A 25,041-nucleotide genomic window follows, 5' to 3' on the forward strand; every position below is an offset into this window, starting at 1 on the left:
CGATCGCGTGCCGGCCACATCGTTTGAAGCGGGAATCCGGTCAAGCGGCGTGAACGCCGCCGCTTCACCGGATGACGCGATCAGACGCGCTCGATCGCGATCGCGATGCCCTGGCCGACGCCGATGCACATCGTGCACAGCGCGAAGCGGCCGTTGGTGCGATGCAGCTGATACATCGCGGTCGTCACGAGGCGCGCGCCCGACGCGCCGAGCGGATGGCCGAGCGCGATCGCGCCGCCGTTCGGGTTCACGCGAGGATCGTCGTCGGCGACGCCCAGCATGCGCAGCACCGCGAGGCCCTGCGACGCGAACGCTTCGTTCAGCTCGATCACGTCGAACTGGTCGATCGTCATCCCGAGCCGGGCGAGCAGCTTCTGCGTGGCCGGCGCGGGGCCGATGCCCATCACGCGCGGCGCGACGCCGGCCGTCGCGATGCCGAGCACGCGCGCGCGCGGCGTCAGGCCGAAGCGCTTCGCGGTGGCTTCGTTCGCGAGCAGCAGCGCGGCGGCGCCGTCGTTGACGCCCGACGCGTTGCCGGCCGTCACCGAGCCGTCCGGACGCACGACGCCCTTCAGCTTCGCGAGCGTCTCGAGCGACGTTTCGCGCGGATGCTCGTCGCGCGAAAAGACGACCGGATCGCCCTTCTTCTGCGGAATCGTGACCGGCACGATTTCCTCGGCGAGCGTGCCGTCCTGCTGCGCACGCGCGGCCTTCTGCTGGCTGCGCAGCGCGAACAGGTCCTGGTCGGCGCGGCTGACGTTGTAGTCGACCGCGACGTTCTCGGCCGTCTCCGGCATCGAATCGACGCCATGCAGCTGTTTCATCAGCGGATTGACGAAGCGCCAGCCGATCGTCGTGTCGTAGATGTCGGCCTGGCGCGCGAACGCGCTGGCGGCCTTGCCCATCACGAACGGGGCGCGCGTCATGCTTTCGACGCCGCCGGCCACCATCAGCGCGGCCTCGCCCGACTTGATCGCGCGCGCGGCCACGCCGACCGCGTCCATCCCGGAACCGCACAGGCGGTTGATCGTCGAACCCGGCACGCCCTCCGGCAAACCCGCGAGCAGCGCGGACATGCGCGCGACGTTGCGGTTGTCCTCGCCGGCCTGGTTCGCGCAGCCGTAGATCACGTCGTCGATCGCCGTCCAGTCGACGTCGCGGTTGCGCTCGACGAGCGCCTTGAGCGGCACCGCGCCGAGGTCGTCGGCGCGCACACCGGACAGCGCGCCGCCGTAACGGCCGATCGGGGTACGGATCGCATCACACAGAAAAGCTTCGGTCATCAGTGTCTCCGGTCTCATGCAAAGCTGGGAAGTGAATGAAACGCGCCCCTTGCATTGCCCGCCGGGATGCGCTTAAATGTTCTATATACGAACATAAGATCGTGTATCGAACGTTCAACGCATCATAGGGAGTGCGGGGACGACCTGTCAAGCGCCCGGTCCGCGGTGCGGTTGGCGTGTCGGGCCCCATGCGCTATCTTCTCGGCTGCACGACAATCCGACCGTTCATGACAACCGAAGACATCCAGACGAAACCGGGCGACTCCTATGTGCAGTCGTTCGCGCGCGGCCTCGCGGTGATCCGCGCATTCGACGCCCAGCGCCCGGAGCAGACGCTCACCGAGGTCGCCTCGGCCACCGGGCTCACGCGCGCCGGCGCGCGCCGGATCCTGCTGACGCTGCAGACGCTCGGCTATGTCGAGGCCGACGGCCGGCTGTTCCGGCTCACGCCGAAGATCCTCGAACTCGGCTTCGCGTATCTCACGTCGATGCCGTTCTGGAGTCTCGCCGATCCGGTGATGGAGCAGCTGTCCGCGCAGATCCACGAAAGCTGCTCGGCCGCCGTGCTCGACCGCACCGAGATCGTCTACGTGCTGCGCGTGCCGACCCACAAGATCATGACGATCAACCTGTCGATCGGCAGCCGCCTGCCCGCGTACTGCACGTCGATGGGCCGTGTGCTGCTGTCCGCGCTCGACGACGCGGCGCTCGACGAAACGCTCGCGCAGAGCGGCATCCGCGCGCACACGCCGCGCACGATCACCGACATCGGCGAGCTGAAGGCGACGATCGCGCAGGTGCGCCAACAAGGCTGGGCCGTGGTCGACCAGGAACTCGAAGTGGGCTTGATGTCGATCTCGGCGCCGATCCGCAACCGGCGCGGGCAGGTGATCGCCGCGATGAACATCAGCGGCAACGCGCAGCGGCATACCGCGAAGCAGATGGTGAAGGAGTTTCTCGGGCCGCTGCAGCAGGCCGCGCAGACGGTGTCGGAACTGGTGGCACGGCGCGGGTGAGTGCACCGCGCGATGGCCGGACCACTGCGACGGCCATTCGCGGACACAAAAAAAACGGGGGCATCTGGCCGCCCGTTCAATGCTCCGACACTGCTGTAACGCTCGCTCAATTCGACAAGTACGACATTGCGCGGCGCCGCTCAGGCACCGCGACCAGCACTCACGCCCCGAGCAGCATCCCCGTGCGCACCGGCACCGTCCCCGTCACGCGGCCGAGCGGCGCACCGGCCGTCACGAAGCGGATCGCGCGGCGCATGTAGAACACGCCGTCGGTGCCGCTCGACACCGTCGTGATCGCGTCGGTCAGCGGATCGACGATGTCGAACAGCGGATCGCCCGTACGAATCGTCGCGCCGATCGCCGCGCGGTGCACGAGAATCCCGCTCACCGGCGCGTAGAACTGCTCGCTGCCCGCGAGCGGCGTGGCCGGCGCGGCGAGCGGCGGCAGCGGCGTGCGCTCGCCGCGCACCGCGCCGCACCACACCAGATAGTCGACGAGCGCATCGGCGTCGCGCGCCGCGTATTCGTGCGTCACGTCGCGCTGGCCGCGGCACTCGACGGTCACGGCCACCGTGCCCGCCGCCATCGGCGTGCGTTCCGGCAGATGCTGCCGCAACTGCGTCCACAGCAGGTGATGCGCATCGTCGAACGCGTGGCCGCCGGAATCCTCGGCGAGCAGCGACACCTCCGCGCCGAGATAGCGCGCGAGCGGCTCGACCTGCGGCCATGCCGCGTCGCTCGTGTACACGTGCATCACCGCTTCGAGCGAGCAATGCAGGTCGATCACGACGTCCGCGTCGTGCGACAGCTTCAGCAACGCAAGCTGCAACGCGTCGAATTCGGTGCGCGGCGCGATCTCGCCGAGCGCCGCGCCGACGCATTCGCGCACGATCGCGCGATTGCGTTCGGGATCCGCGCCGAGCCGGTCGCGCGCCCGCGCGGCGATGTCGGCGAGCGGCAGGAAGCCGCGATTGAAATTGCGTCCGCTCGCGAGATCGAACCGGCCGATGAATTGCCCGAGCAAATGGTGGTTGAGCCCGATCGGATTCGCGACCGGCACCAGTACGACCTCGGCCGCGAGCCGGCCGGCCGCGTCGAGCTGCGCGAGTCGCTGCTTGAGCGCGACGGCGGCGAGCATCGCGGGCGTCTCGTCCGCGTGCAGCGCGGCCTGCAGGTAAATCTTGCGGCCGGCGTCGGCCGGCCCGAAGTGAAAGCTCGTCAGCGTGCGCTGCGTGCCGATCGACGGCGACAGGAGCGGCGTGGTGCGAATCTGCATCGAGGATCCCGAATGAAAAATGCGAGGGAAACGGCGCGTTCGGCTCAGTCGCCGTACGGGTTGAAATCGAAGTACTGCTTCGCGATCCGCTCGTACGTGCCGTCCTTCAGCATCGACGCGATCGCGCCGTCGATCGACGCCTTGAGCGCCGTGTCCGACTGGCGCATTCCGATGCCGACACCGCGATCGCCCAGGTCGAGCGGCGCGCCGACGAACGCGAAGCCCTTGCCCTTCGGCTGGCGCAGGAATCCGTAGTCGGCTTCCACCGTGCCGAGCAGCGCGGCGTCGAGCCGGCCGTTGACGAGATCGGCGAACACGTCGTCCTGGCTCTTGTACGGCACCACGCCGACACCGGCCGGCGCCCAGTGCGCGAGCGCCCACGATTCGAACTGCGTGCCCGACTGCACGCCGACACGCTTGCCGGCCAGCGACGCGGCCGTGCTGCCGAGCCCGCGCTCGGGCCGCGCGACGAGTCGCGACTTGAAGCGGAACAGTTTCGACGAGAACAGGATCTGCTTCTCGCGCTTCTCGGTGATCGCCATCGACGACAAAATCGCGTCGATCTTGCGCGCCTGCAGCGCCGGGATCATCCCGGAGAATTCAAGCTCGACCCACTGGCAGCGCAACTGCGCGCGGCGGCAGATCTCGTTGCCGAGATCGACGTCGAAACCCTTCAGGCTGCCGTCGGGCGCCTTCGTGTCCATCGGCGGATAGGTCGGATCGATGCCGAGGCGCACCACATGCGCATCGAGCGCGTGCGCGGACGGCGCGGCGAAACCGATGCACAGGGAAGCCAGCGGAACGAGGAAGCGGCGGAAGCGAGGGAGGCGTGGCACGCGTTTCATGATCGACGGAAGGCGGGAAGTGGGACAACCGGCATGAGCCGGACTGCCTGCGATCGTAGTGCGCGCGCGTCGCCGCCGGAACGCGCGGCTGTCTTATCATGATCGGTATTTCCGATCACCGGCCTCGCGCTCGACCATGGCGTTCACGCTGTCCCAGCTCCGCATCTTCCAGGCCGTCGTCGAACACGGCAGCCTGCGCGCCGCCGCACGCGCGCTGGATCTCGCGCAGAGCGGCGTCACGCAGCAACTGCAGAGCCTCGAAGCGACGCTCGGCGCGACGCTGTTCACACGCACCAATCGCGGGATCGTGCCGACGGCCGTCGGCCAGCGGCTGCTCGCGCGCTCGGGCGCGATCCTCGGCGAATGCGAACAGGTCGAGCACGAGATCCGTCAGCTGAGCGGCGCCTACGAAGGCACCGTCACGCTGGGCCTCGTGACCGAACCGCTGATCGATGCGTTCGCGCCGGTGCTGACCGCGTTCCGCGCGCGCTTCCCGAAGGTCGACGTGCACTTGCGCACCGGCACGTCGCGGATGATGATCGGCTGGCTGCGCGAGAGCGCCGTGGATTTCGCGATCGCGCTCGTCGCGAAGCAGACCGACACGACGGATCTCGCGGTCACGCCGCTGCATGCGTCGGCGCCGGTGGTCGTGTGCCGCAACGGCCATCCGCGGCAGCACGCGCAATCGCTTGCCGAGCTGGCCGACTACGCGTGGGTGTCGACGCGTTCGCCGAACCTGAGCGCCGATCCGGTCGTCAACCGGCTGCTCGCGTATTTCGACGCGCATGCCCAGCCCGCGCCGACGATCATCGCAACCGTGGAAGGGATGTTCGAAACGCTGCAGCTCGTCACGCAGACGGATTGCCTCGCGCTCGAATCCGAAGCCGTGACGCGGCACGGGCCGTTCGCGGGCGCGCTCGCGAAGGTGCGCGTGCGCGAGCAGGCGGAATCGCAGGAAGTCTGCCTGCTGCAGCGCGCGGCCGTGCCGTTGACGCCCGCCGCGCAGGAACTGGCGACGATGCTCGCGTCGTATCTGAGGACCGTGCGCGGGCGGTAATCCACACGCGGATCGCCGCCCCCGGCGCCGCACGTCAGTCCATCGATTCGCGCGCCGTCTCGCGCAGCATCGCGACCGCGATCAGCGACAGCACCACGCACATGGCCACGTAGCCGGCCGGCGCGAGCTTGCTGCCCGTCGTCTTCACGAGCCAGGTCGCGATCAGCTGCGCGGTGCCGCCGAAGATCGTCACCGCGAGCGCATACGCGATCGAGATGCCCGTCGCGCGCACGTGGCGCGGCAGCGATTCGCACATCAGCGCCATTTCGGACGCCGAACCGAGCGAATAGAACAGCAGCATCAGCGCGGTCAGCGGCAGGATCACCGACAGCGTCGGATGATGGTTCATCAGCCAGAACGCCGGGAACAGCAGCAGGACCAGCACGCCGCGTCCGACGAAGATCGGCATGCGCCGGCTGCCGAGGCGGTCCGACAGCCAGCCGAACAGCGGACACGTCACCAGCATCACGCAACCCGACGCGACGCCGACGAACATCGACAGCTTCATCGGCAGCCCGAGCGTATGGATCGCATAGGTCGGCATGTAGAAAGTCAGGATGTAGGTCGACACCGTGCCGCCCATCACCGTCAGCATCAGCAGCAGCACGGTGCGCGTGTGCTGCGAGAACAACTCGCGCAGCACGCCGCGTTCGATCCCGTGATGGCGGTCGGAGGGCGCATCATCAGCGAGCCGGCGGCGCAGAACCATACCCACCGGCGCGATCAGCACGCCCACGAGGAACGGCAGGCGCCAGCCCCAGCCCTCGAGCACGTCCTTCGTCAGCGTGTTCGACAGCAGCGCCGCGAAGCCCGAACCCATCAGCGCCGCGCCGCCCTGCGTCGCCAGCTGCCAGCTCGCGCGGAACGCGCGGTGCGACGTGCCGCCCTGCTCGATCAGCGTGGAAGTCGCCGCGCCGAATTCACCGCCCTGCGAGAAGCCCTGCATCAGCCGTGCGCAGACGACCAGCAGCGGCGCGGCCACGCCGACCTGCGCGTAGGTCGGCGCGATCGCGATCAGGCCGGTGCCGAGCGCCATCAGCATGATCGTCAGGTTCAGCGCGGCTTTGCGGCCCTTGCGATCCGCATAGACGCCGAGCACGACGCTGCCCAGCGGCCGCGTGAAGAAGCCCGCGGCGAACGTCGCGACCGACAGCAGCAGCGACGTGGTCGGATCGCTCGACGGGAAGAACAGCTTGCCGATCAGCACCGCGAAAAAGCCGTACACGGTGAAATCGAAGAACTCCAGCCAGTTGCCGATCACGGCCGCCGCGATCGCGCCGCGCTTCGTGACGGCCGGTGCGCCGCGCGTATCGGCTTCGGCAGCCCCCGCCGACGCGGGGTGCAGCGCGAGATGGTCTTTCTGCATCGTTCGTTTCTCCTCTCAATGCGGCCGGAAGCGCCGGCCGCGCGCCGCCGCCGGGGCTACTGCCCGAGGTACCGCTCGACGAGGCGCGTCCAGAACGCCGCGCCGATCGGCAGGTTGCGATCGTTGAAGTCGTACTTCGGGTTGTGCACCATGCAGCCATCTTCGCCTTCGCCGTTGCCGAGCCGCACGAACGAGCCCGGCCGTTGCTGCAGCATGAACGCGAAATCCTCGCTGCCCATCAGCAGGTCGGCCTGCTCGACCACGTGCGCGTCGCCGACCAGCTCGCGCGCGACCTGCGCGGCGAAATCCGTTTCGGCATCCGTATTGACGACGACCGGATAGCCTTCGATGTACTCGACGTGCGCGGTCGCGCCGTAACTCGCGGCCTGCGCTTCGGCGAGCTCGACGATGCGGCGCTTGAGCAGCGCGCGCACGTCGGGGCTGAACGACCGCACGCTGAGTTCGAGGCGCGCGCCGTTCGGGATCACGTTGTTCGCAGTGCCCGCGTGCATCGAGCCGACCGTGACGACGGCCGGCTGCGACGGGTCGACGTTGCGCGCGACGATCGTCTGCAGCGCCATCACGATGCTCGCCGCGACGACCACCGGATCGACCGTCAGGTGCGGCCGCGCCGCATGGCCGCCGACGCCCTCGATCGAGACGATCGCCTTGTCGCCGGCCGACATGAACGGGCCGCGCCGCGTGAGGAACACGCCGGGCGCCGCGCCCGGATGGTTGTGCATGCCGAACACCGCATCGCACGGAAAGCGGTCGAACAGGCCGTCGTCGATCATCTTCTTCGCGCCGCTGTCGACGCCGTGCTCTTCCGCCGGCTGGAAATACAGATGCACGGTGCCGGAGAAGTTGCGCGTCTTCGCGAGGTGTTGCGCGGCGCCGAGCAGCATCGTCGTGTGGCCGTCGTGGCCGCATGCGTGCATCTTGCCGTGCGTGCCGCTCGCGTACGGCAGGCCGGTCGTCTCGAGGATCGGCAGCGCGTCCATGTCCGCACGGATGCCGATGCTGCGCGTGCCGTCGCCGACGCGCAGCGTGCCGACCACGCCCGTCTCGCCGACCCCGCGCGTCACCTGCCAGCCCCATTGCTCGAGCTTGTCCGCGACGAGCGCGGCCGTCTCGTGCTCCTCGTACGCGAGCTCCGGATGATGGTGAATGTGATGGCGAATCTCGCGCAGCCCGCCGGCGGCGGGCATCAGATCCTCGATTTCGGTGAATCGGACGTCGGTGGTCATCAAGCGGCTCCTGCTGATCGTCAGCGTGTCAGCCGCACGCGAACGGTTGCGTGCGGGAAAGCGAGCCACTATAGCGAGCCGATATCCGTTCAATAAGATGCGGAATTTTTCACCGCGATAAATTTATTTAATCAGGGTTTGTACCAGTGCGAGTGAGATCCCATGCTTGCACCGTTCGCTGACAGACTTGCTCCATCCGGCTAGAAACACGCTCTTCGGCGTCGGCAGCGTCATCCTGCTTGGCGAGGAGCGGATGAACAACCCGATTCGCGGCGACATCATCGTCGTCGTCAACGCATGACGCCACTGGCAACACGCGATGTTTCATTTTCAGGCCGGCGGCTCGTGCGTCGAGACCGCCCGTGCCACTTCATCCAGGAGACCTCATGACCGCTGCAGACAACACGCCCGTCAGCCGCTTCCCCGTGCCGGCACTCGAAGACCTGCCCGACGACATTCGCGAACGGATCGCGGCCGTCCAGGAAAAATCGGGCTTCGTCCCGAACGTATTCCTCACGCTCGCGCATCGCCCGGACGAGTTTCGCGCGTTCATGGCGTACCACGACGCGCTGATGGACAAGCCGGGCAACCTCACCAAGGCCGAACGCGAAATGATCGTCGTGGCCACCAGCAGCGCGAACCAGTGTCAGTACTGCGTGATCGCGCACGGCGCGATCCTGCGCATTCGCGCGAAGGATCCGCTGATCGCCGACCAGGTCGCGACCAACTATCGCAAGGCCGACATCACCGCTCGACAGAAGGCGATGCTCGACTTCGCGATGAAGGTGTCGCAGACCGCGCACCAGGTGGGCGAAGCCGACTTCGATCTGCTGAAGTCGCATGGCTTCACCGACGAGGACGCCTGGGACATCGCGGCGATCTCGGCGTTCTTCGGGATGTCGAATCGCATCGCGAACGTGACGAACATGCGGCCCAACGCGGAGTTCTACGCGCTGGGGCGCTGAAGGCCGCCGGCAACGACGATCGCGGTCGACGACCGGCGCGGCGCTCAAGCGAACCCGCGATGCCCCGGCTTCCCCGGCTTACCCGACCTTCTTCAACGCCTGCAGCCCATCCGGCAGCTTCGCGTCCGGGAACATCGTCGACAGCGTCGCATCGCGCCACCGCGCCGCCTCCTCCGCGCGCTGCGCTTCCGCCTGCTCGCACACGAACAGCGCATCGCCGCCGAGCAGCAGACGCATCGGCACGTCGTCGCGACGCGACAGCTCGACGATCAGCGCCGCGATCCGTGCGGGGTCGCCGACCTCGTGGCCGCCATACGCGCCGAGCAATTCGAGAATCTTCCCGACCGACGGCTGGTAGTCGGGCAGCAAGCCGTCGACCTCGCGCTTCGCCTGCGCCGCCCATTCGGTGCGCATCCCGCCCGGCTCCAGCGTGCACACGCGCACGCCGAACGGCGCGACTTCCTTCGACAGCACGTCGCTGAACCCGCCGACCGCCCACTTCGCGGCCTGATACGCGGACAGGCCGGCCGTCGCCGTGCGCCCGCCGACCGACGACACCTGGAAGATGTGGCCCGCGCGCTGCGCACGCATCGTCGGCAGCACCGCGCGCGTCATGTTGACCACGCCGAACAGGTTCGTTTCGATCTGGTCGCGGAAAGCGTCGGCGGCCATCTGCTCGAACGGCGCCGTATGGCCGTAGCCCGCGTTGTTCACCAGCACGTCGATGCGGCCGAACGCGTCGCGCGCCGCCGCCACCGCATGCGCGGCCTCGGCGGCGTCGGTCACGTCGAGTTCGATCGGCAGCAGCCGGTCGCCGTACCGCTCCTCCAGATCCGCGAGCCGCGCGGGATCGCGCGCACCGGCCACCAGACGATCGCCCGCCGCCAGCACCGCTTCCGCGATCGCACGCCCCAGGCCGCGCGCGGCCCCTGTTACCAACCAGACTTTCGACATTTTCCACTCCTCGACAAGGTTGAAACCACAAAATGAATGATTACTCACTCATTAATATGGGCGCTGACACGATGGTTTTCACCGTGCGTCGCCCTGCCTGAAACCGCCTTCCGTCGCGGCGGACACGCGCCCGATCCGAACGCGCCGCCGATCATCCGCCTCCCGCTGTCCGCCGCGCAGCCCGCCGGGCGGGCCGTTTGCTCAGACCGCATGCAACACGGCCCACAGCGCACGAAACCCGGCCTCCCGATATTCGTCGGCCAGCGCCGGATCGCGCGCGATCGATTCCATCGCCGTCTCCGCGATCGACGTGAACAGCGCCGCGCAGAACGCGTGCGCATCGTCGGCCTTCAGCCCGCCCGCCGCGGCAACTTGCGCGCGCAGCAGCGAGCCGATCGCGCCGAACCCTTCGGCCCCGGCCGCGCGATGCGCGTCGTCGATGCGGCCGCTCACGCCGAGCTGCCGCAGCGCGCGACGCCCGTCCGGGTTCGCGACGCCCCACGACACGTAGCCGTTCCACGCATGCCGCATCGCCTGTTCGGCCGGCGCATGCTCCGGAAACCCGGTCATCATCGCCTCGCGCATCTCGGCCTTCAGGCTCAGGTACAGCGCATTCAGCAGCGCATCCTTGGTCTCGAAATAGGTAAACACCGTGCCTTCCGCGACGCCGGCGAGCCGCGCGATGCGCGCGGTGGTCGCGCTCGCGCCGTCCTCCGCGAGCGCGCGGGCGGCGGCGGCGAGGATGGCGTCGTGCTTGTCGGGACTGCGCGGTCGGGCCACGTTCGATTCCTTTAATGAGTGAGCGCTCAATCATAATCACGGCATGCGTGCGATGCAAGTCCCGTTACAACACGGGAACACATACGCAATCGATCAAAAGCGTGCACTATTAGCGTTTTCACGTACTGGCGCGCCAACGCACCGGCGCCCGGCGCTTCGACGTTCGTTCCACGCTCACACCGCTTCAGACCGCGATCCACTCATGACGAATAAGCCCAACCAGACCGAAGCCGACCAGCCCGTCGACATGATCATCTTCGGCGGCGGCGGCGACCTGGCCGCCCGCAAGCTGTTGCCCGCGCTGTACATGGCGCACCTGCACTGCAACCTGCCGCCGGAGACGCGCATCATCGCGGTCGGCCGGCGCGACTGGGGCATCGACGGCTATCGCAAGTTCATGGACGAGCAATCGCGCCCGTTCATCGACGACAAGGCGTTCGACGCCGACGCATGGGCCCGTTTCCTCGACCTGTTCAAGTACGTGCTGATCGACGTGAACGCGCCGGAAGACTACGCGCGCCTCGCCGACGCCGCGCGCGGCGATGCGATCCGCGTGTTCTACCTGTCGACGTCGCCGGAGCTGTTCACGACGATCTGCGACAACCTGTCGGCCGCGCACCTCGTCGACGCGCGCTCGCGCGTCGTCCTCGAAAAGCCGCTCGGCCACGATCTCGCGTCGGCGCAGGCGATCAACGACGCGGTCGGCAAGCATTTCGCGGAATCGCAGATCTACCGGATCGACCATTACCTCGGCAAGGAAACCGTGCAGAACCTGATGGTGCTGCGCTTCGGCAACCCGATCTTCGGGCCGCTGTGGCAGGCGCCGAGCATCCGCAGCGTGCAGATCACGGTGGCGGAGACGGTCGGCGTCGGCAGCCGCGCGGGCTTCTACGACCATACCGGCGCGCTGCGCGACATGGTGCAGAACCACCTGCTGCAACTGCTGTGCATCGTCGCGATGGAGCCGCCGGTGTCGCTCGACCCGGACGCCGTGCGCGACGAGAAGCTGAAGGTGCTGCGCTCGCTGCGGCCGATGGCGCTGTCGGACGTCGCGCGCGACACGGTGCGCGGCCAGTACACGGCCGGCGCGGTCGACGGTCAGCCGGTCAAGGGCTATCTCGAGGAAGACAACGTGCCGGCGGACAGCCACGCGGAGACCTTCGTCGCGCTGCGCGCGCACATCAACAACTGGCGCTGGGCGAACGTGCCGTTCTTCCTGCGCACCGGCAAGCGGCTGCAGCGCCGCCAGTCGGAAATCGTGATCGAGTTCGCGGACATGCCGTTCTCGATCATCCCGAGCGGCCCGCGCCACTACAGCAACCGCCTCGTGATCCAGCTCCAGCCGGAAGAGTCGATCCAGTTGCAGATGCTCGCGAAAGAGCCGGGCAGTGGGATGAAGATGGTGCCGGTGAGCCTGAACCTCGACCTGCAGCAGGCGATTCCCGAACGGCGCGCGGAAGCGTACGAGCGACTGCTGATCGACGTGATCCGCGGGCGCCTCACGCACTTCATGCGCCGCGACGAACTCGAGGCCGCGTGGTCGTGGGTCGAGCCGATCCTCGACGGCTGGAAGCAGCTCGGCGATCGCCCGCGGCTCTATACCGCGGGCACGTTCGGACCGGCGGCATCGTCGGCGCTGCTGGCGCGCGACAACATGTCGTGGTCCGAGGAAGCGTAAGCGCTGCACGACGGCGTGCCCGCGGCGCAAGCGCCGTGCGGCACGCCGGATCACGCCCGGCCCACCGCCGCCCCCCCGTTTCCCTTCCGGCGCGCCGCCGTTACAGCGGCCCCATCCAGGCGGCCTTGCGCCGCGTCGGCGCATCGCTGCCGCTGCTCCCGCCGCCCAGCACCTCGATCATGTAATCGACGAACGACGCGATCCGCGACGAGATCGCGGTGTTCCGGTAATACACCGCGTTGATCGGCTGTTCGACTTCGAGCGTCTGCCGTGCGAGCACCTGCACGAGCCGGCCGGCCTCGCGATCCTGCGCGGTCATGAAATCCGACAGGCACACCATGCCCGCCCCCTCCAGCGCGAGCTGCCGCAGCGTCTCGCCGCTCGACGACCAGATGCCGGGCTCGATGCGGCTCGGCTCGCCGTCTGCGCCGAGGATCGGCCACACGTTCAGCGATTCGGGCTGCGTGAAGCCGAGCAGCGTGTGCTTGGCGAGATCCTCGACCTTGCGCGGCTGGCCGTGCGCTTCGATGTACGCGGGGCTCGCGAGGATGCGCAGCCGGCTGTTGCCGATCCGCCGGCTGTGCAGCGTCGAATCCTTCAGGCGGCCGATCCGGATCGCGACGTCGGTGCGCCGCTCGAGCAGGTCGATGATCCCCTCGTTGCTGTTCAGCTCCAGCTCGACCTTCGGGAAGCGTTCGCGGTAGCCGCGCACGAGCGGCACGATCACGTGCAGCATGAACGGCGTCGCGGCATCGACGCGCAGCCGCCCCGACGGCATCTCGCGCCGCGCGAGCATCTGCTCCTCGGCGTTCTCGACCGATTCGATGATCGCGCGCGCATCCTGCAGGAACGCACGCCCTTCTTCGGTCAGTTCGAGCCGGCGCGTGGTCCGGCGCAGCAGCGTGGTCTTCAGCTTCTCCTCGAGCCGCGCAAGCGTGCGGCTCGCCGCCGACACGGTGACGTCGAGCTGCTGCGCGGCGGCGGTGATCGACCCGGTGTCGACCACGGCGGCAAAGGCCTGGAGTTCGTCGAGCGTGATTTTCATTGTTGACCTGAAATCAAAACAATTTGGTTTATAGACCAGTTTTTCCGCAAAAGTAAAGGCGGCACACTGCGATCCATTCTTACTGGAACCTGGATCCCGCCATGCCACTCGCCCTGCTTGCGCTGACCATCAGCGCCTTTGCCATCGGCACGACCGAATTCGTGATCGTCGGGCTCATTCCGACGATCGGCGCCGATCTCGGCGTCAGCCTGCCGTCGGCCGGCCTGCTCGTCAGCCTCTACGCGCTGAGCGTCGCGATCGGCGCGCCGCTCCTCACCGCGCTCACCGGCCGCGTGCCGCGCAAGACGCTGCTCGCCGCGCTGATGGCGCTGTTCACCATCGGCAACCTCGTCGCCTGGCAGGCGCCCGGCTACGAATCGCTGATCGTCGCGCGCGTGCTCACCGGCCTCGCGCACGGCGTGTTCTTCTCGGTCGGCTCGATCATCGCGACCACGCTCGTGCCGAAGGACAAGGCCGCCAGCGCGATCGCGACGATGTTCAGCGGCATGACCGTCGCGTTCGTGGCCGGCATTCCGCTCGGCACCTTCATCGGCCAGCACTTCGGCTGGCGCGCGACGTTCCTGATCGTCGCGCTGTTCGGCCTCGTCGCGTTCCTCGGCGCGGTTGCCTTCGTGCCGCGCGGTCTTCCGCGGACGCCGCCGGCGCCGCTCGCCCGCCAGTTCCGCGTGCTGGCCCAGCCGCGCCTGCTGCTCGTCTATGCGATGACGGCAGTCGGCTACGGCGGCTCGCTGATCGCGTTCACCTACATGGCGCCGCTGCTCGAACAGATCGCCGGCTTCACGCCGTCGCAGGTCAGCCTCGTGCTCGTCGGCTACGGCGTGTCGGTCGCGTTCGGCAACGTGTGGGGCGGCAAGCTCGCCGACCGCGTCGGCCCGGTCAAGGCGCTCAAGCAGATCTTCCTGCTGCTCGCGATCGTGCTGCTCGCACTGACCTTCACGGTGCACGTGAAGTGGCTCGCGGTGCTGACGATGCTCGCGTGGGGCGCCGTCGCATTCGGCAACGTGCCGGGCCTGCAGGTGTACGTCGTCAAGCAGGCGCGCCACTTCGCGCCGGACGCCACCGACGTCGCATCGGGCTTCAACATCGCCGCGTTCAACCTCGGCGTCGCCGGCGGCTCGTCGCTCGGCGGCCTGATCGTCGCGAACGTCGGCCTCGGCCATACGCCGTGGATCGCCGCCGTCGTCACGCTCGGCGCGTTCGCGCTGACCGCGCTGAGCGGCCGCCTCGACCGCGGCCAGGGCCTGCCCGAACGCACGGCCGAACCCGTCGAACTCGCCCATTGAACGTCACTTGTTTGCAGGAGCCGCCCAGCATGAACGCATCGACCCGACGTCCGCCGTTCGCCGGCAAGACTTTCGAAGTCCGTTACGACGGCCTCACCGCCCTCAACGCATATGACGAGGACGGCCTCCACATGCGCTACGAGATCACCGAAGGCGCATACGCCGGCGCGACGGGCGAAGTCGCCTTCACGTGGCAGCACGTCGCCGGCGAGACCTACGCGATCTCGTGGCAGGAAGCCGACCGCGCGACGGTCGTGCACCTCGACGATTTCGCCGCCGGCACGTCGCGCGCGTTCTTCACCGCGTCGTCGCTCGACTTCTACCGGCTCGCCGGCAGCCTGCGCGCCATCTGAACGGAGACGCCCGACCATGTCCACTTCACTCGACAAGCTCGCCGACGGCGGCTTCAGCATCGGCATCGAACTGCCGCTCGACAACGACTGGTCGCCGGCCGGCGACGCGAAGCGCCAGCATGACGGCCGCCGCCCCGGCGTGCCCGACCTGGAAATCCACGCGGAGCTCGCGCAACTGGCCGACACGCTCGGCTTCCGCGCGCTCTGGGTGCGCGACGTGCCTGTGTACGACCCGTCGTTCGGCGACGCCGCGCAGGTGTTCGAGACCTTCTCGTATCTCGGCTACCTCGCCGGCATCACGCGCGACATCCTGCTCGGCACGGCGGCCGTCGTGCTGCCGCTGCGCGAACCGCTGCTCACGCTGAAATCGGCCGCGACGATCCAGGAACTCAGCCGGGGACGCCTGCTGCTCGGCGTCGCGAGCGGCGACCGGCCGGTCGAATATCCGCTGTTCGGCCGCGACTTCGCGTCGCGCGGCGCGAACTTCCGCGACCAGATCGCGCTGCTGCGCGACGGCGCGCGTGCGCATCTGCCGCCCGGCCTCGACGTGCTGCCCGCCGCGCGCTCGCCGGTGCCGCTGCTCGTCGCCGGTCTCGCGCAGCAAACGCCCGCATGGATCGGCGAGCACATGGACGGCTGCCTCGCATATCCGGGCACGCCGGCCGATCACGTGCGGCGCGTCGCGAACTGGCGCGCGGTGGCCGGCGACAAGCCTTACGTGAGCTTCATCCACCTCGACCTCGCGGACGATCCGCACGAACCGCTGCAACGGCACCGCTTCGGCGCGCGCGCCGGACGCATCGCGCTGACGGAGGAACTCGCGGCAATGCGCGACGCCGGCGTGCAGCACATCGGCCTGCATTTCCGCCGCAATCGCCGCCCGCTCGACGAGACGATGGCCGAGATCGCGTCGGACGTGCTGCCGGCATTCCATGCGAATGCCGCTGCGACCGCGCTGGCGGGCACCGCCTGAGGCCGGCACACCGCCAGTCAGCCCGATCCACGACCGATATTTGACTTCAAATCAAATATTTTTGACCTCTAGAGGCGTTTATCTCATCAGTCCAGGACGCCAGAATGACTCCCATACCGCAATCGGCCCACCTCTTCCAGGAACACAAGATGAGCAACATTCCCGCATTCGGCCTCGGCACTTTCCGCCTGCAAGGTCAGGTTGTCATCGACTCGGTCCGCAACGGCCTCGAAGTCGGCTACCGCGCGATCGACACCGCGCAGATCTACGGCAACGAAGCCGAAGTCGGCGAAGCGATCGCCGCATCGGGCGTGCGCCGCGAAGACCTGTTCCTCACGACGAAGATCTGGGTCGACAACTACGCGCCGGAAAAACTGGTCGCCAGCCTCGAGGAAAGCCTGCGCAAGCTGCGCACCGACCACGTCGACCTGACGCTGATCCACTGGCCGGCTCCGGAAAGCGGCGTGTCGGTCCAGACGTTCATGACCGCGCTCGCCGACGCGAAGGCAAAGGGCCTCACGCGCCGGATCGGCATCTCGAACTTCAACATCGAACTGACGAAGGAAGCGATCGCGGTGGTCGGCAAGGATGCGATCGCGACGAACCAGATCGAACTGAGCCCGTACCTGCAGAACCGCAAGCTGGTCGAGTTCCTGAACGGCGAAGGCATCCACGTGACGTCGTACATGACGCTCGCATACGGCAAGGTGCTCGGCGACCCGGTGATCGGCGCGATCGCGCAACGTCACGACGCGACGCCGGCGCAGGTCGCGCTGGCCTGGGCGCTGCAGCTCGGCTACTCGGTGATCCCGTCGTCGACGAAGCGCGAAAACCTCGCAAGCAATCTGCTCGCGCAGACGCTGCGCCTGACCGACGAGGACATGGCGCAGATCGCCGCGCTCGAGCGCAACGGCCGCGAAGTCGACCCGGTCGGCCTCGCGCCGACGTGGGACTGAACGCACCGCTCCCTCAATCGAACCGTCCGCGGCCAGCCGGCCGCGGCACCGACAGGAATCCATCATGACCCAGGACCCGCTTTTCCAACCGCTGCAATTCGGTTCGCTGACACTGCCGAACCGCATCGTGATGCCGCCGATGACGCGTTCGCGCGCCAGCCAGCCCGGCGACGAAGCCAACGAACTGATGGCCGCGTATTACGCCCAGCGCGCGAGCGCGGGCCTGATCGTCAGCGAAGGCACCTACATCGCGCCGCTCGGCAAGGGCTACGCATGGACGCCCGGCATCCACACGCCGTCGCAGGTCGCCGGCTGGCGCAAGGTGACGGACGCCGTCCACGCCGCGCACGGCCGCATCTTCGCGCAGCTCTGGCACGTCGGCCGGCTGAGCCACACGAGCCTGCTCGGCGGCCGGCAACCCGTGTCGTCGTCGCCGCTCCAGGCGAAGGGCGTGAACGTGTTCGTCGCCGGTGAAGACGGCACCACGCCGGGCTTCGTGCAGGCCTCCGAGCCGCGCGCGTTGTCCGTCGACGAAATCCACGAGATCGTCGATCAATATCGCGCCGCCGCGCGCAACGCGATCGAAGCCGGCTTCGACGGCGTCGAGCTGCACGGCGCGAACGGCTATCTCGTGAACCAGTTCATCGACTCGAACGCGAACACGCGCACCGACGCGTACGGCGGCTCGCTCGAAAACCGGCTGCGCTTCCTGCGCGAAGTCGCGCAGGCGCTGATCGAAGGCACCGGCGACGCGTCGCGCGTCGGCATCCGCCTCGCGCCGCTGACCACGCTGAACGGCTGCGTCGACGACGATCCCGAGACGACCTACCTCGCCGCCGCGAAGCTGCTCGGCGAACTCGGCGTCGGCTACCTGCACATCGCGGAAGCCGACTGGGACGACGCGCCGCTGATGCCGGTCGAATTCAAGCAGCAGCTGCGTGCCGCGTATCCGGGCGTGCTGATCTACGCCGGCGCGTACACCGCCGAGCGCGCGCGCGAAGCGATCGCCGCCGGCTGGGCCGACCTCGTCGCCTTCGGCCGCCCGTTCGTCGCGAACCCCGACCTGCCCGAGCGCCTGCGTACCGGCGCCGCGCTCACGCCGCACGACCGCAACACGCTGTTCGGCGGCGGCGCACGCGGCCTGACCGACTATCCGACGCTCGCGCAGGCCGCGGCCTGAGCGATCGACAGGAGTCCGACATGAGAATCACATCCCCTTCCCGCGTGGGTTTCGGCACCGCGCCGCTGGGCAACATGTATCGGGACATCCCGAACGAAGAAGCGCTGGCGACCGTCGACGCGGCCTGGGAAAGCGGTATCCGCTACTTCGACGCGGCGCCGCTGTACGGCGCCGGCCTCGCCGAGCTGCGCCTCGGTGAAGCGCTCGCCGGCCGCCCGCGCGACGAATATTCGCTCGGCACGAAGGTCGGCCGCCTCGTGCTCGACGAGCACGAGGATGCGTCGCAGCGCGATCTCGGCGAGAAGGGCGGGCTGTTCCGCCATGGGCTGCCGAACAAGGTCGTCTACGACTACACGGAAGACGGCACGCTGCGCTCGATCGAGGCGAGCCTCGAGCGGCTGCGCACCGACCGCCTCGACACCGTGTGGATCCACGATCCGGCGATCGACTTCCACGGCGAGCGCTGGCTCGACGTGTTCGACGTCGCGATGTCGGGTGCGGCCAAGGCACTCACGCGGCTGCGCGACGAGAAGGTCATCAAGGGCTGGGGCCTCGGCGTGAACCGGATCGAGCCGTGCGAGCTCGCGCTCGAGCGCTCGGACCCGGACGGCTTCCTGCTCGCCGGCCGCTACACGCTGCTCGACCATGCGGGCGCGCTCGAACGGCTGATGCCGGAAAGCGCGGCGCGCGGCCTCGGCATCATCGTCGGCGGCCCGTACAACTCCGGCGTGCTCGCGGGCGGCACGCACTTCGAATACCAGCCGGCCACGCAGGAGATGCTCGGCCGCGTCGCGCGCATCCGGCAGATCAGCGAGCAGTTCGGCGTCGACGTCCGCGCGGTGGCGCTGCAGTTCTCGCTCGCGCACCCGGCCGTCGCGGCCGTGATCCCGGGCGCGAGCCGGCCCGATCGCATCGACGAGAACCTGCGGCTCGCGGCGGCGCCGATTCCGGCAAGCCTGTGGGACGCACTGAAGGCCGAGCGCCTGATCGCGGAACACGCTCCGACGCCGGCCGGCGCGGCCTGAGCCGCTTCCGCGCGACCGCCGCGACGAGCGGCCGCGCACGTCCCTTCCCTTGCAATCGCGGCGACTATCGCCGCGATTGCCATTTCCGAATTGCCGCCTGCGCGATCGCCGCCTAACGTTTACACGATCGACTCCGCACGACCGTCACCCGACCTGAAAGGACGCCCCGCCATGCCAAGCCGCTTTCCGACACGCGACATGCTGCGGGCCCTCGCGGCCGGCCTTTCGTTCGCGGCCTGCACCTTGCCGGCCTACGCCGACGATGCAACCGGTCTCGTGCCGCCCCAGCCGGCGTCGCCCGTGCTGTCGACGACCGCGACCGGCGTGCAGATCTACGCATGCGAATACGACGCCGGACACCGGCTCGCATGGGCATTCCAGCGCCCGGAGGCGATGCTGTTCGACGGCACCGGCGCGCTCGTCGTCCGGCACGGCGCGGGGCCGTCGTGGGAAACGCTCGACGGCAGCCGCATCACCGGCAAGAAGCTCGCGGAAGCGCCCGGCGCGCGCCCGGGCAGCATTCCGCAGCTCCTGCTCGCCGCGACGCCGGCCGCAACCGGCACGCTCGCCGGCGTGCGCTTCGTCCAGCGGCTCGATACCGTGGGCGGCACACCGCCGGAGGCGACGTGTGCGACCGAGCATGCAATCGGCCGCTTTCCGTATTTCGCGCGATACGTGTTTCTGAAGTAACGCGCGGCGGCATCCCGAAGCGCGGACGCCGCCGTCGGCGTGCTGATCACCACGTCCGTTTGATCAGCTATCCTGCATTTACCGATCGGATGCCCGACGCATGCATCGTCATCGATCCGGTCACGCGCGCGGTCCCGGTATCATCCGGACTCACGTTGCGCACGGCGGCGCGACCGCATTCACGCACCTGCTCGGCCTCGATGAAAGACATTCGTAATCCCCGATGCCTCACCCGCCCCCGCCCTGCCCGCCGCCCCGGCGTTCAAATAATCGCCTTAACGGATTCGAACTAGGCGTATACACGCGTTCCGCGACGACGAAGCCCCGTTGCACGCCGATATAAGCGCTGCGACATGCGCTGCATGCTCTTCCCCCAATGGGACGTGATGGGCCGTTCGCCTAACCTTCGCTACGGCAAAGCACACGTGACGGGGTCGACCACGCCACGCGTCGTACGACGCGGCACACGCGCGGACGACGACACGAAGCACGCGTGATGCGTCCCCACGACGCTGCCGATAATTTCAACCAGATACGAGACACCCTGACGACGGCCTGCCACAGGCCGTTTCAGCATGCTGATAAAGGAGCAAGCTCATGAGTGATACCCCGGTGCAGCCGACGGTCGGCGTCGGCGCGGAAGAAACGGACTTCGGCACCAAGGGAGTCATCGACCGGTACTTCGGCATTTCGTCGCGCGGCAGCACGCAGCGTCGCGAAATCGTCGCGGGCGTGACCACTTTCCTCGCGATGGTCTATTCCGTGTTCGTCGTGCCCGGCATGTTCGGCAAGGCCGGCTTCGACACGAGCGCGGTATTCGTCGCGGTCTGCCTCACCACCGCCTTCGGTTCGCTGCTGATGGGCCTGTGGGCGAAGCTGCCGATCGCGATCGGCTGCGCGATCTCGCTGACGGCGTTCACCGCGTTCGGCCTCGTGCTCGGCAAGGGCCTGCATCCGAGCGTCGCGCTCGGCGCCGTATTCCTGATGGGCCTCGTGTTCACGGGCATCTCGGTCACCGGCGTGCGTTCGTGGATCCTGCGCAACCTGCCCGCGGGCGTCGCGCACGGCACCGGGATCGGCATCGGCCTGTTCCTGCTGCTGATCGCGTCGAACGACGTCGGCCTCGTGATCAAGAATCCGGGCGCCGGCCTGCCGGTCTCGCTCGGCCAGATCACCGCGTTCCCGGTCATCATGTCGGTCGTCGGCCTGGCCGCGATCTTCGGGCTCGAAAAGCGTCGCGTGCCCGGCGGCATCCTGCTCGTCGTGGTCGCGATCTCGCTGATCGGCCTCGTGTTCGATCCGGCCGTGAAGTATCGCGGCATCTTCGCGCTGCCGTCGCTGAGCGCACCGGGCCACGCATCGCTGATCGGCGCGATGGACATCAAGGGCGCGCTGTCGATGGCCGTGCTGCCGAGCGTGCTCGCGCTCGTGATGACCGCCGTGTTCGACGCGACCGGCACGATCCGCGCGGTCGCGGGCCAGGCGGGCCAGCTCGACGAGAACGGCCGCATCATCAACGGCGGCCGCGCGCTGACCGCCGATTCGATCAGCTCGATCTTCTCCGGCTTCCTCGGCGGTGCACCGGCCGCGGCGTACATCGAGTCCAGCGTCGGCGTGGCCGCCGGTGCGAAGACGGGCCTCGCGGCCGCGGTGGTCGGCGTGCTGTTCCTGGTCGTGATGTTCTTCTCGCCGCTCGCGGGCCTCGTGCCGTCGTACGCGACGGCCCCGGCGCTGATGTACGTCGGCCTGCTGATGCTCGGCAGCGTGAGCAAGCTGCACATGGACGACATGGTCGATGCGATGTCGGGCCTCGTGTGCGCGGTGTTCATCGTGCTGACCGCGAACATCGTGACCGGCATCATGCTCGGCTTCTCGACGCTCGTGATCGGCCGCATCGCCAGCGGCGAATTCCGCAAGCTCAACGTCGGCACCGTGCTCATCGCGGCCGTGCTCGTCACGTTCTATCTCGGCGGCTGGGCGATCTGACCGCGCATCGTGCGCGACGTCGCCGGCAGAAGCACGGCGCGCATCGGGACGACACCGTCTCCTCCACCATCGTCGTCGATGGCCTCCGGCCTGGAAACGCATGTTTCCGGGCCTTTTTTGTCGGTGCGGCCGGCGTGGCGGCGCGGCGCACCGCGAGTCCGAACGCGGTGCTAGGATCACATTTTGTCCTCCGGAACGACCATGAATCCGTTCGGCATCGTCTCTGAATCAGACACGCGGACCGCGGCGAGCAAGCCGCCGTTCATCCCGTCGTTCGGCTTCGTCGAAGTTCATGAATCGCGGCCGATCGACGCGCCGCCGTCGCGCATCATCGACGCCGTGGCCGCGCTCGACATGCGCGCCGATCCGGTCATCGACGCGCTGCTTGCCGTGCGCGAATCGCCGGCGGCCATCGCGCGTGCACTGGGCAACCGCCCCGCCGAAGCCGCACGCGAACGCTTTGGCTTCGATACGTTCACGCTGCTGCATCGCGACGACACGTCGCTGTCGCTGGGGCTCATCGGACGCTTCTGGCGCCCGACGCCCGACGTGCGGACGATCGACGACGCCGCGGCCTTCGTCCGGCACGACGATCCGCGCGACGCGAAGCTGGTGCTGCGGTTCGAGGTCGTCGGACTGTCGTCCGGCACGCGCCTGCTGCGCACCGAAACCTTCGTGCACTGTCCGAGCACGCGCACGCGCCTGCTGTTTCTGCCGTACTGGCTCGCGATCCGGCTCGCGAGCGGCTGGATCCGCCGCCGCACGCTCGCGGCCGTCGAACTGGCGCTTGCCTGACACACCGGGCCGCCACGAAAACTTCACGCGGTGTGTCGTCGCGCGGCGCATCTCGGCAACGTCACGCACCGCATGCACCGTCATCTGCGATCCTGATCGCCGCGCCGCGCCTTGCGGTTTTTGTTCCGCCCGGCGTTCGCCGTCGCGGCGCGCTACCCTATCGATCTTCGCGCCGGCGCCCCCGCCCGCCGCCAGATCCGAACCGATCGATGACCCGCATCCGAAACCACCTGAACATCGCGCAGCTCCAGGCGTTCGTCTCCGCCGCGCATCACAAGAGCCTGCGCGCCGCCGCGCGCGAACTCGGCGTCACGCAGCCCGCGATCACGCATACGATCCGCGAGCTGGAAACGGCGCTGAACGCGGAACTGCTCGCGCGCAGCGTGCGCGGCGTCGAGCTGACCGCGTGCGGCCATGCGCTGCTGCCGCGCGCCGAGCAGCTGCTCGGCGACATGCGCCGCACCGTCGAGGCCGTCGAGCAGGTGAAAGGGGAAATGTCCGGACGGGTCGCGGTCGGCACGATGCCGTCGATCGCGCTGACCGCGCTGCCGCACGCGGTCACCGCCTTCCGCCGGTCGATGCCGAACGTGAGCCTGCATCTGGAGGAAGTGACGGTGCCGGACGCGCTCGCGCAATTGCGCAACGGCACGCTCGACATCGCTGCGATGCACCATGTGCCCGCGCTCGACCGCGATCTCACGCAGGTGCCGCTGCTGTCGACCGAGTTCACCGTCGTGATGCGCGAAGGCCACCCGCTCGCGCACGCGCGCCGGTTAGAGGAATTGCTCGACGCCGAATGGATCGTCACGGTCGGGGCCGAGCAATTCCCGCACAGCGTGATGGTCGGCATGTTCGAGGCGCGCGGGCTGCCGCTGCCGAAGCGCCTGCTGCGCTCGCCGATGTCGTTCGCGGTGACGCTCGGGCTCGTCGCGCGCTCCGACGTGATCGGCTGCTTCACGCGCCCGCTGGCCGCGGTGGTGGCGCCGCTCGGGGTTCGCACGGCCGACCTCGACGAAAGCATGCCGCGCTTCGACCTGTCGATCATCGCGCGCCGCGACCTGCTGCCGACGCCGGCCGTGTCGCAATTCGTCGCCTGTCTGCAGCGCGCGGTCAACGAAACGCTCGGTTGAATCGTTCCTTCGTCTGAAACGGTCGCGCGCAGCATGCGCGGCCGTCGGGTCCGGTATCGGGGCATGTCCTAGGCGCCCTGCCGGTATTTTGTCTTGATAATCTTGCGCACGTCGCGCGCCCGCATCGGGCAGCGAAACGGACAGTCCGACGCGAAGCCGCGCCGGACCGAAGGCTTACGGCGCGGCACAACCGCGCACCCATCGAACAAAACGAGGAGTCACCGAGTGAAAAAGATTCTTGCGGCTGTGACCGTAGCCCTGCTCGCCGTATCGGCCGGCACTGCATACGCGAAGGACTGGACGACCGTGCGCTTCGGCGTCGATGCAAGCTACCCGCCTTTCGAATCGAAAGGCGCCGACGGCAAGGTGGTCGGCTTCGACGTCGACCTCGGCAACGAAATCTGCCGCCGCATGAACGCGAAGTGCGTGTGGATCGAAAACGACTTCGACGGGATGATCCCGGCGCTGAAGGCACGCAAGTTCGACGGCGTCCTGTCGTCGATGTCGATGACGCCGGCGCGCCAGGAACAGATCGCGTTCTCGTCGAAGCTGTTCAACACGCCGACGCGCCTCGTCGCGAAGAAGGGCGCCGGCCTGATGCCGACGGCCGAATCGCTGAAGGGCAAGTCGGTCGGCGTCGAGCAGGGCACGATTCAGGAAACCTACGCGAAGACGTACTGGGCCCCGAAGGGCGTGAACGTCGTGCCTTACCAGAACCAGGACCAGGTCTACGCGGACCTGATCTCCGGCCGTCTGGACGGCGCGCTGCAGGACGCGGTGCAGGCTGAAATCGGCTTCCTGAAGACGCCGCGCGGCGCGAGCTTCGATTTCGCCGGCAAGGACATCGACGATCCGAAGACGCTCGGCAACGGCGCCGGTATCGGCCTGCGCAAGGAAGACACCGACCTGAAGGCGAAGATCGACGGCGCGATCGCCGGCATGCGCAAGGACGGCACGTACGACAAGATCGCGAAGAAGTACTTCGATTTCGACGTGTACGGCAAGTAACACCGCGCAACGCGCACTTCGCATCCGCGCAGACGGGCTCCGGAAGGAGCCCGTTTTTTTTGCCCGCGCGCGCCGAAAGACCGCGAGGCACGCATGAGCGAAGGGCCGTGGCGACGTTATTTTTTACGC

At 68.2% G+C, this 25,041-nt stretch carries 24 protein-coding genes; 16 read left to right on the forward strand and 8 right to left on the reverse strand.

Going from position 1 to position 25,041, the window contains the following annotated elements:
* Positions 1-80 precede the first annotated feature (80 nt).
* Positions 81-1,283 carry a 3-oxoadipyl-CoA thiolase gene (gene pcaF / locus WS45_RS02455; RefSeq protein ID WP_059689352.1) on the reverse strand — a complete coding sequence of 401 codons (1,203 nt, stop codon included), beginning with the start codon at positions 1,281-1,283 and terminating at the stop codon, positions 81-83.
* Between the two features lie 227 nt (positions 1,284-1,510).
* Between pcaF and WS45_RS02460 the strand changes: the two genes are divergently transcribed.
* On the forward strand, positions 1,511-2,299 hold the full coding sequence (locus WS45_RS02460) for an IclR family transcriptional regulator (RefSeq protein WP_059528522.1): 789 nt from the start codon (positions 1,511-1,513) through the stop codon (positions 2,297-2,299).
* A gap of 160 nt (positions 2,300-2,459) precedes the next feature.
* Here the strand turns inward: WS45_RS02460 and WS45_RS02465 are convergent, their stop codons facing one another.
* On the reverse strand, positions 2,460-3,575 hold the full coding sequence (locus tag WS45_RS02465) for a succinylglutamate desuccinylase/aspartoacylase family protein (protein WP_059697986.1): 1,116 nt from the start codon (positions 3,573-3,575) through the stop codon (positions 2,460-2,462).
* 44 nt (positions 3,576-3,619) lie between these two features.
* Positions 3,620-4,372 carry a transporter substrate-binding domain-containing protein gene (locus WS45_RS02470; protein ID WP_257140269.1) on the reverse strand — a complete coding sequence of 251 codons (753 nt, stop codon included), beginning with the start codon at positions 4,370-4,372 and terminating at the stop codon, positions 3,620-3,622.
* 184 nt (positions 4,373-4,556) lie between these two features.
* Here WS45_RS02470 and WS45_RS02475 point away from each other — a divergent pair, with 184 nt between their 5' ends.
* On the forward strand, positions 4,557-5,477 hold the full coding sequence (locus tag WS45_RS02475) for a LysR family transcriptional regulator (RefSeq protein WP_059689349.1): 921 nt from the start codon (positions 4,557-4,559) through the stop codon (positions 5,475-5,477).
* 34 nt (positions 5,478-5,511) lie between these two features.
* Here the strand turns inward: WS45_RS02475 and WS45_RS02480 are convergent, their stop codons facing one another.
* Both WS45_RS02480 and WS45_RS02485 read right to left on the reverse strand, forming a co-directional pair.
* Positions 5,512-6,843, reverse strand: coding sequence for an MFS transporter (locus WS45_RS02480; protein ID WP_059697989.1), 1,332 nt, complete (start codon positions 6,841-6,843; stop codon positions 5,512-5,514).
* 56 nt (positions 6,844-6,899) lie between these two features.
* Positions 6,900-8,090 (reverse strand): M20 aminoacylase family protein, encoded by a 1,191-nt coding sequence (locus tag WS45_RS02485; RefSeq protein ID WP_059697992.1) that lies wholly within the window; start codon positions 8,088-8,090, stop codon positions 6,900-6,902.
* A gap of 166 nt (positions 8,091-8,256) precedes the next feature.
* Here WS45_RS02485 and WS45_RS35985 point away from each other — a divergent pair, with 166 nt between their 5' ends.
* Positions 8,257-8,391, forward strand: coding sequence for a hypothetical protein (locus WS45_RS35985; RefSeq protein WP_257140260.1), 135 nt, complete (start codon positions 8,257-8,259; stop codon positions 8,389-8,391).
* A gap of 85 nt (positions 8,392-8,476) precedes the next feature.
* Entirely contained in the window at positions 8,477-9,055 is a 579-nt protein-coding gene (locus tag WS45_RS02490; RefSeq protein ID WP_059697993.1) for a peroxidase-related enzyme, read from the forward strand.
* A 78-nt stretch (positions 9,056-9,133) separates the two neighbouring features.
* Here the strand turns inward: WS45_RS02490 and WS45_RS02495 are convergent, their stop codons facing one another.
* Complete coding sequence (locus WS45_RS02495; protein ID WP_059697996.1) at positions 9,134-10,009, reverse strand: SDR family NAD(P)-dependent oxidoreductase; 876 nt, start codon at positions 10,007-10,009, stop codon at positions 9,134-9,136.
* A 201-nt stretch (positions 10,010-10,210) separates the two neighbouring features.
* Positions 10,211-10,789: a TetR/AcrR family transcriptional regulator gene (locus WS45_RS02500; RefSeq protein WP_059689339.1), complete on the reverse strand. Its 579-nt coding sequence runs from the start codon at positions 10,787-10,789 to the stop codon at positions 10,211-10,213.
* Positions 10,790-10,991: 202 nt separating this feature from the next.
* On the opposite strand from WS45_RS02500, the gene zwf reads away from it, so the two are divergent.
* Positions 10,992-12,467, forward strand: coding sequence for a glucose-6-phosphate dehydrogenase (gene zwf, locus WS45_RS02505; RefSeq protein ID WP_059528548.1), 1,476 nt, complete (start codon positions 10,992-10,994; stop codon positions 12,465-12,467).
* A 100-nt stretch (positions 12,468-12,567) separates the two neighbouring features.
* Here the strand turns inward: zwf and WS45_RS02510 are convergent, their stop codons facing one another.
* Entirely contained in the window at positions 12,568-13,512 is a 945-nt protein-coding gene (locus WS45_RS02510) for a LysR family transcriptional regulator (RefSeq protein ID WP_059689338.1), read from the reverse strand.
* Positions 13,513-13,613: 101 nt separating this feature from the next.
* Here WS45_RS02510 and WS45_RS02515 point away from each other — a divergent pair, with 101 nt between their 5' ends.
* The 11 genes from WS45_RS02515 to WS45_RS02565 all read left to right on the forward strand — a co-directional run bounded on the left by WS45_RS02515 (position 13,614) and on the right by WS45_RS02565 (position 24,912).
* On the forward strand, positions 13,614-14,816 hold the full coding sequence (locus tag WS45_RS02515) for an MFS transporter (protein ID WP_059528553.1): 1,203 nt from the start codon (positions 13,614-13,616) through the stop codon (positions 14,814-14,816).
* 29 nt (positions 14,817-14,845) lie between these two features.
* On the forward strand, positions 14,846-15,169 hold the full coding sequence (locus tag WS45_RS02520; RefSeq protein ID WP_059689337.1) for a MoaF-related domain-containing protein: 324 nt from the start codon (positions 14,846-14,848) through the stop codon (positions 15,167-15,169).
* Between the two features lie 16 nt (positions 15,170-15,185).
* Positions 15,186-16,142: an LLM class oxidoreductase gene (locus tag WS45_RS02525; RefSeq protein ID WP_059697998.1), complete on the forward strand. Its 957-nt coding sequence runs from the start codon at positions 15,186-15,188 to the stop codon at positions 16,140-16,142.
* Between the two features lie 149 nt (positions 16,143-16,291).
* Complete coding sequence (gene dkgB, locus WS45_RS02530) at positions 16,292-17,098, forward strand: 2,5-didehydrogluconate reductase DkgB (RefSeq protein ID WP_059698000.1); 807 nt, start codon at positions 16,292-16,294, stop codon at positions 17,096-17,098.
* A gap of 64 nt (positions 17,099-17,162) precedes the next feature.
* Positions 17,163-18,278 carry an alkene reductase gene (locus tag WS45_RS02535; RefSeq protein WP_059698002.1) on the forward strand — a complete coding sequence of 372 codons (1,116 nt, stop codon included), beginning with the start codon at positions 17,163-17,165 and terminating at the stop codon, positions 18,276-18,278.
* Positions 18,279-18,298: 20 nt separating this feature from the next.
* Positions 18,299-19,303, forward strand: coding sequence for an aldo/keto reductase (locus WS45_RS02540; RefSeq protein ID WP_059698003.1), 1,005 nt, complete (start codon positions 18,299-18,301; stop codon positions 19,301-19,303).
* Positions 19,304-19,474: 171 nt separating this feature from the next.
* Complete coding sequence (locus tag WS45_RS02545; RefSeq protein ID WP_059698006.1) at positions 19,475-19,993, forward strand: DUF3455 domain-containing protein; 519 nt, start codon at positions 19,475-19,477, stop codon at positions 19,991-19,993.
* A gap of 597 nt (positions 19,994-20,590) precedes the next feature.
* On the forward strand, positions 20,591-21,979 hold the full coding sequence (locus WS45_RS02550; RefSeq protein WP_059528588.1) for an NCS2 family permease: 1,389 nt from the start codon (positions 20,591-20,593) through the stop codon (positions 21,977-21,979).
* A 201-nt stretch (positions 21,980-22,180) separates the two neighbouring features.
* A complete protein-coding gene (locus WS45_RS02555) occupies positions 22,181-22,774 on the forward strand; it encodes a hypothetical protein (protein ID WP_059528591.1) in 594 nt (197 codons plus the stop codon).
* Between the two features lie 209 nt (positions 22,775-22,983).
* The gene (locus WS45_RS02560) at positions 22,984-23,904 is read left to right on the forward strand and encodes a LysR family transcriptional regulator (protein ID WP_059698008.1); all 921 of its coding nucleotides are present in this window, start codon (positions 22,984-22,986) and stop codon (positions 23,902-23,904) included.
* Between the two features lie 225 nt (positions 23,905-24,129).
* Complete coding sequence (locus tag WS45_RS02565; RefSeq protein WP_059528597.1) at positions 24,130-24,912, forward strand: ABC transporter substrate-binding protein; 783 nt, start codon at positions 24,130-24,132, stop codon at positions 24,910-24,912.
* Positions 24,913-25,041: the final 129 nt, after the last annotated feature.

Origin of the sequence: Burkholderia sp. RF2-non_BP3, assembly GCF_001522185.1 — a bacterium.
In the GTDB taxonomy this organism is placed as follows: domain Bacteria; phylum Pseudomonadota; class Gammaproteobacteria; order Burkholderiales; family Burkholderiaceae; genus Burkholderia; species Burkholderia diffusa.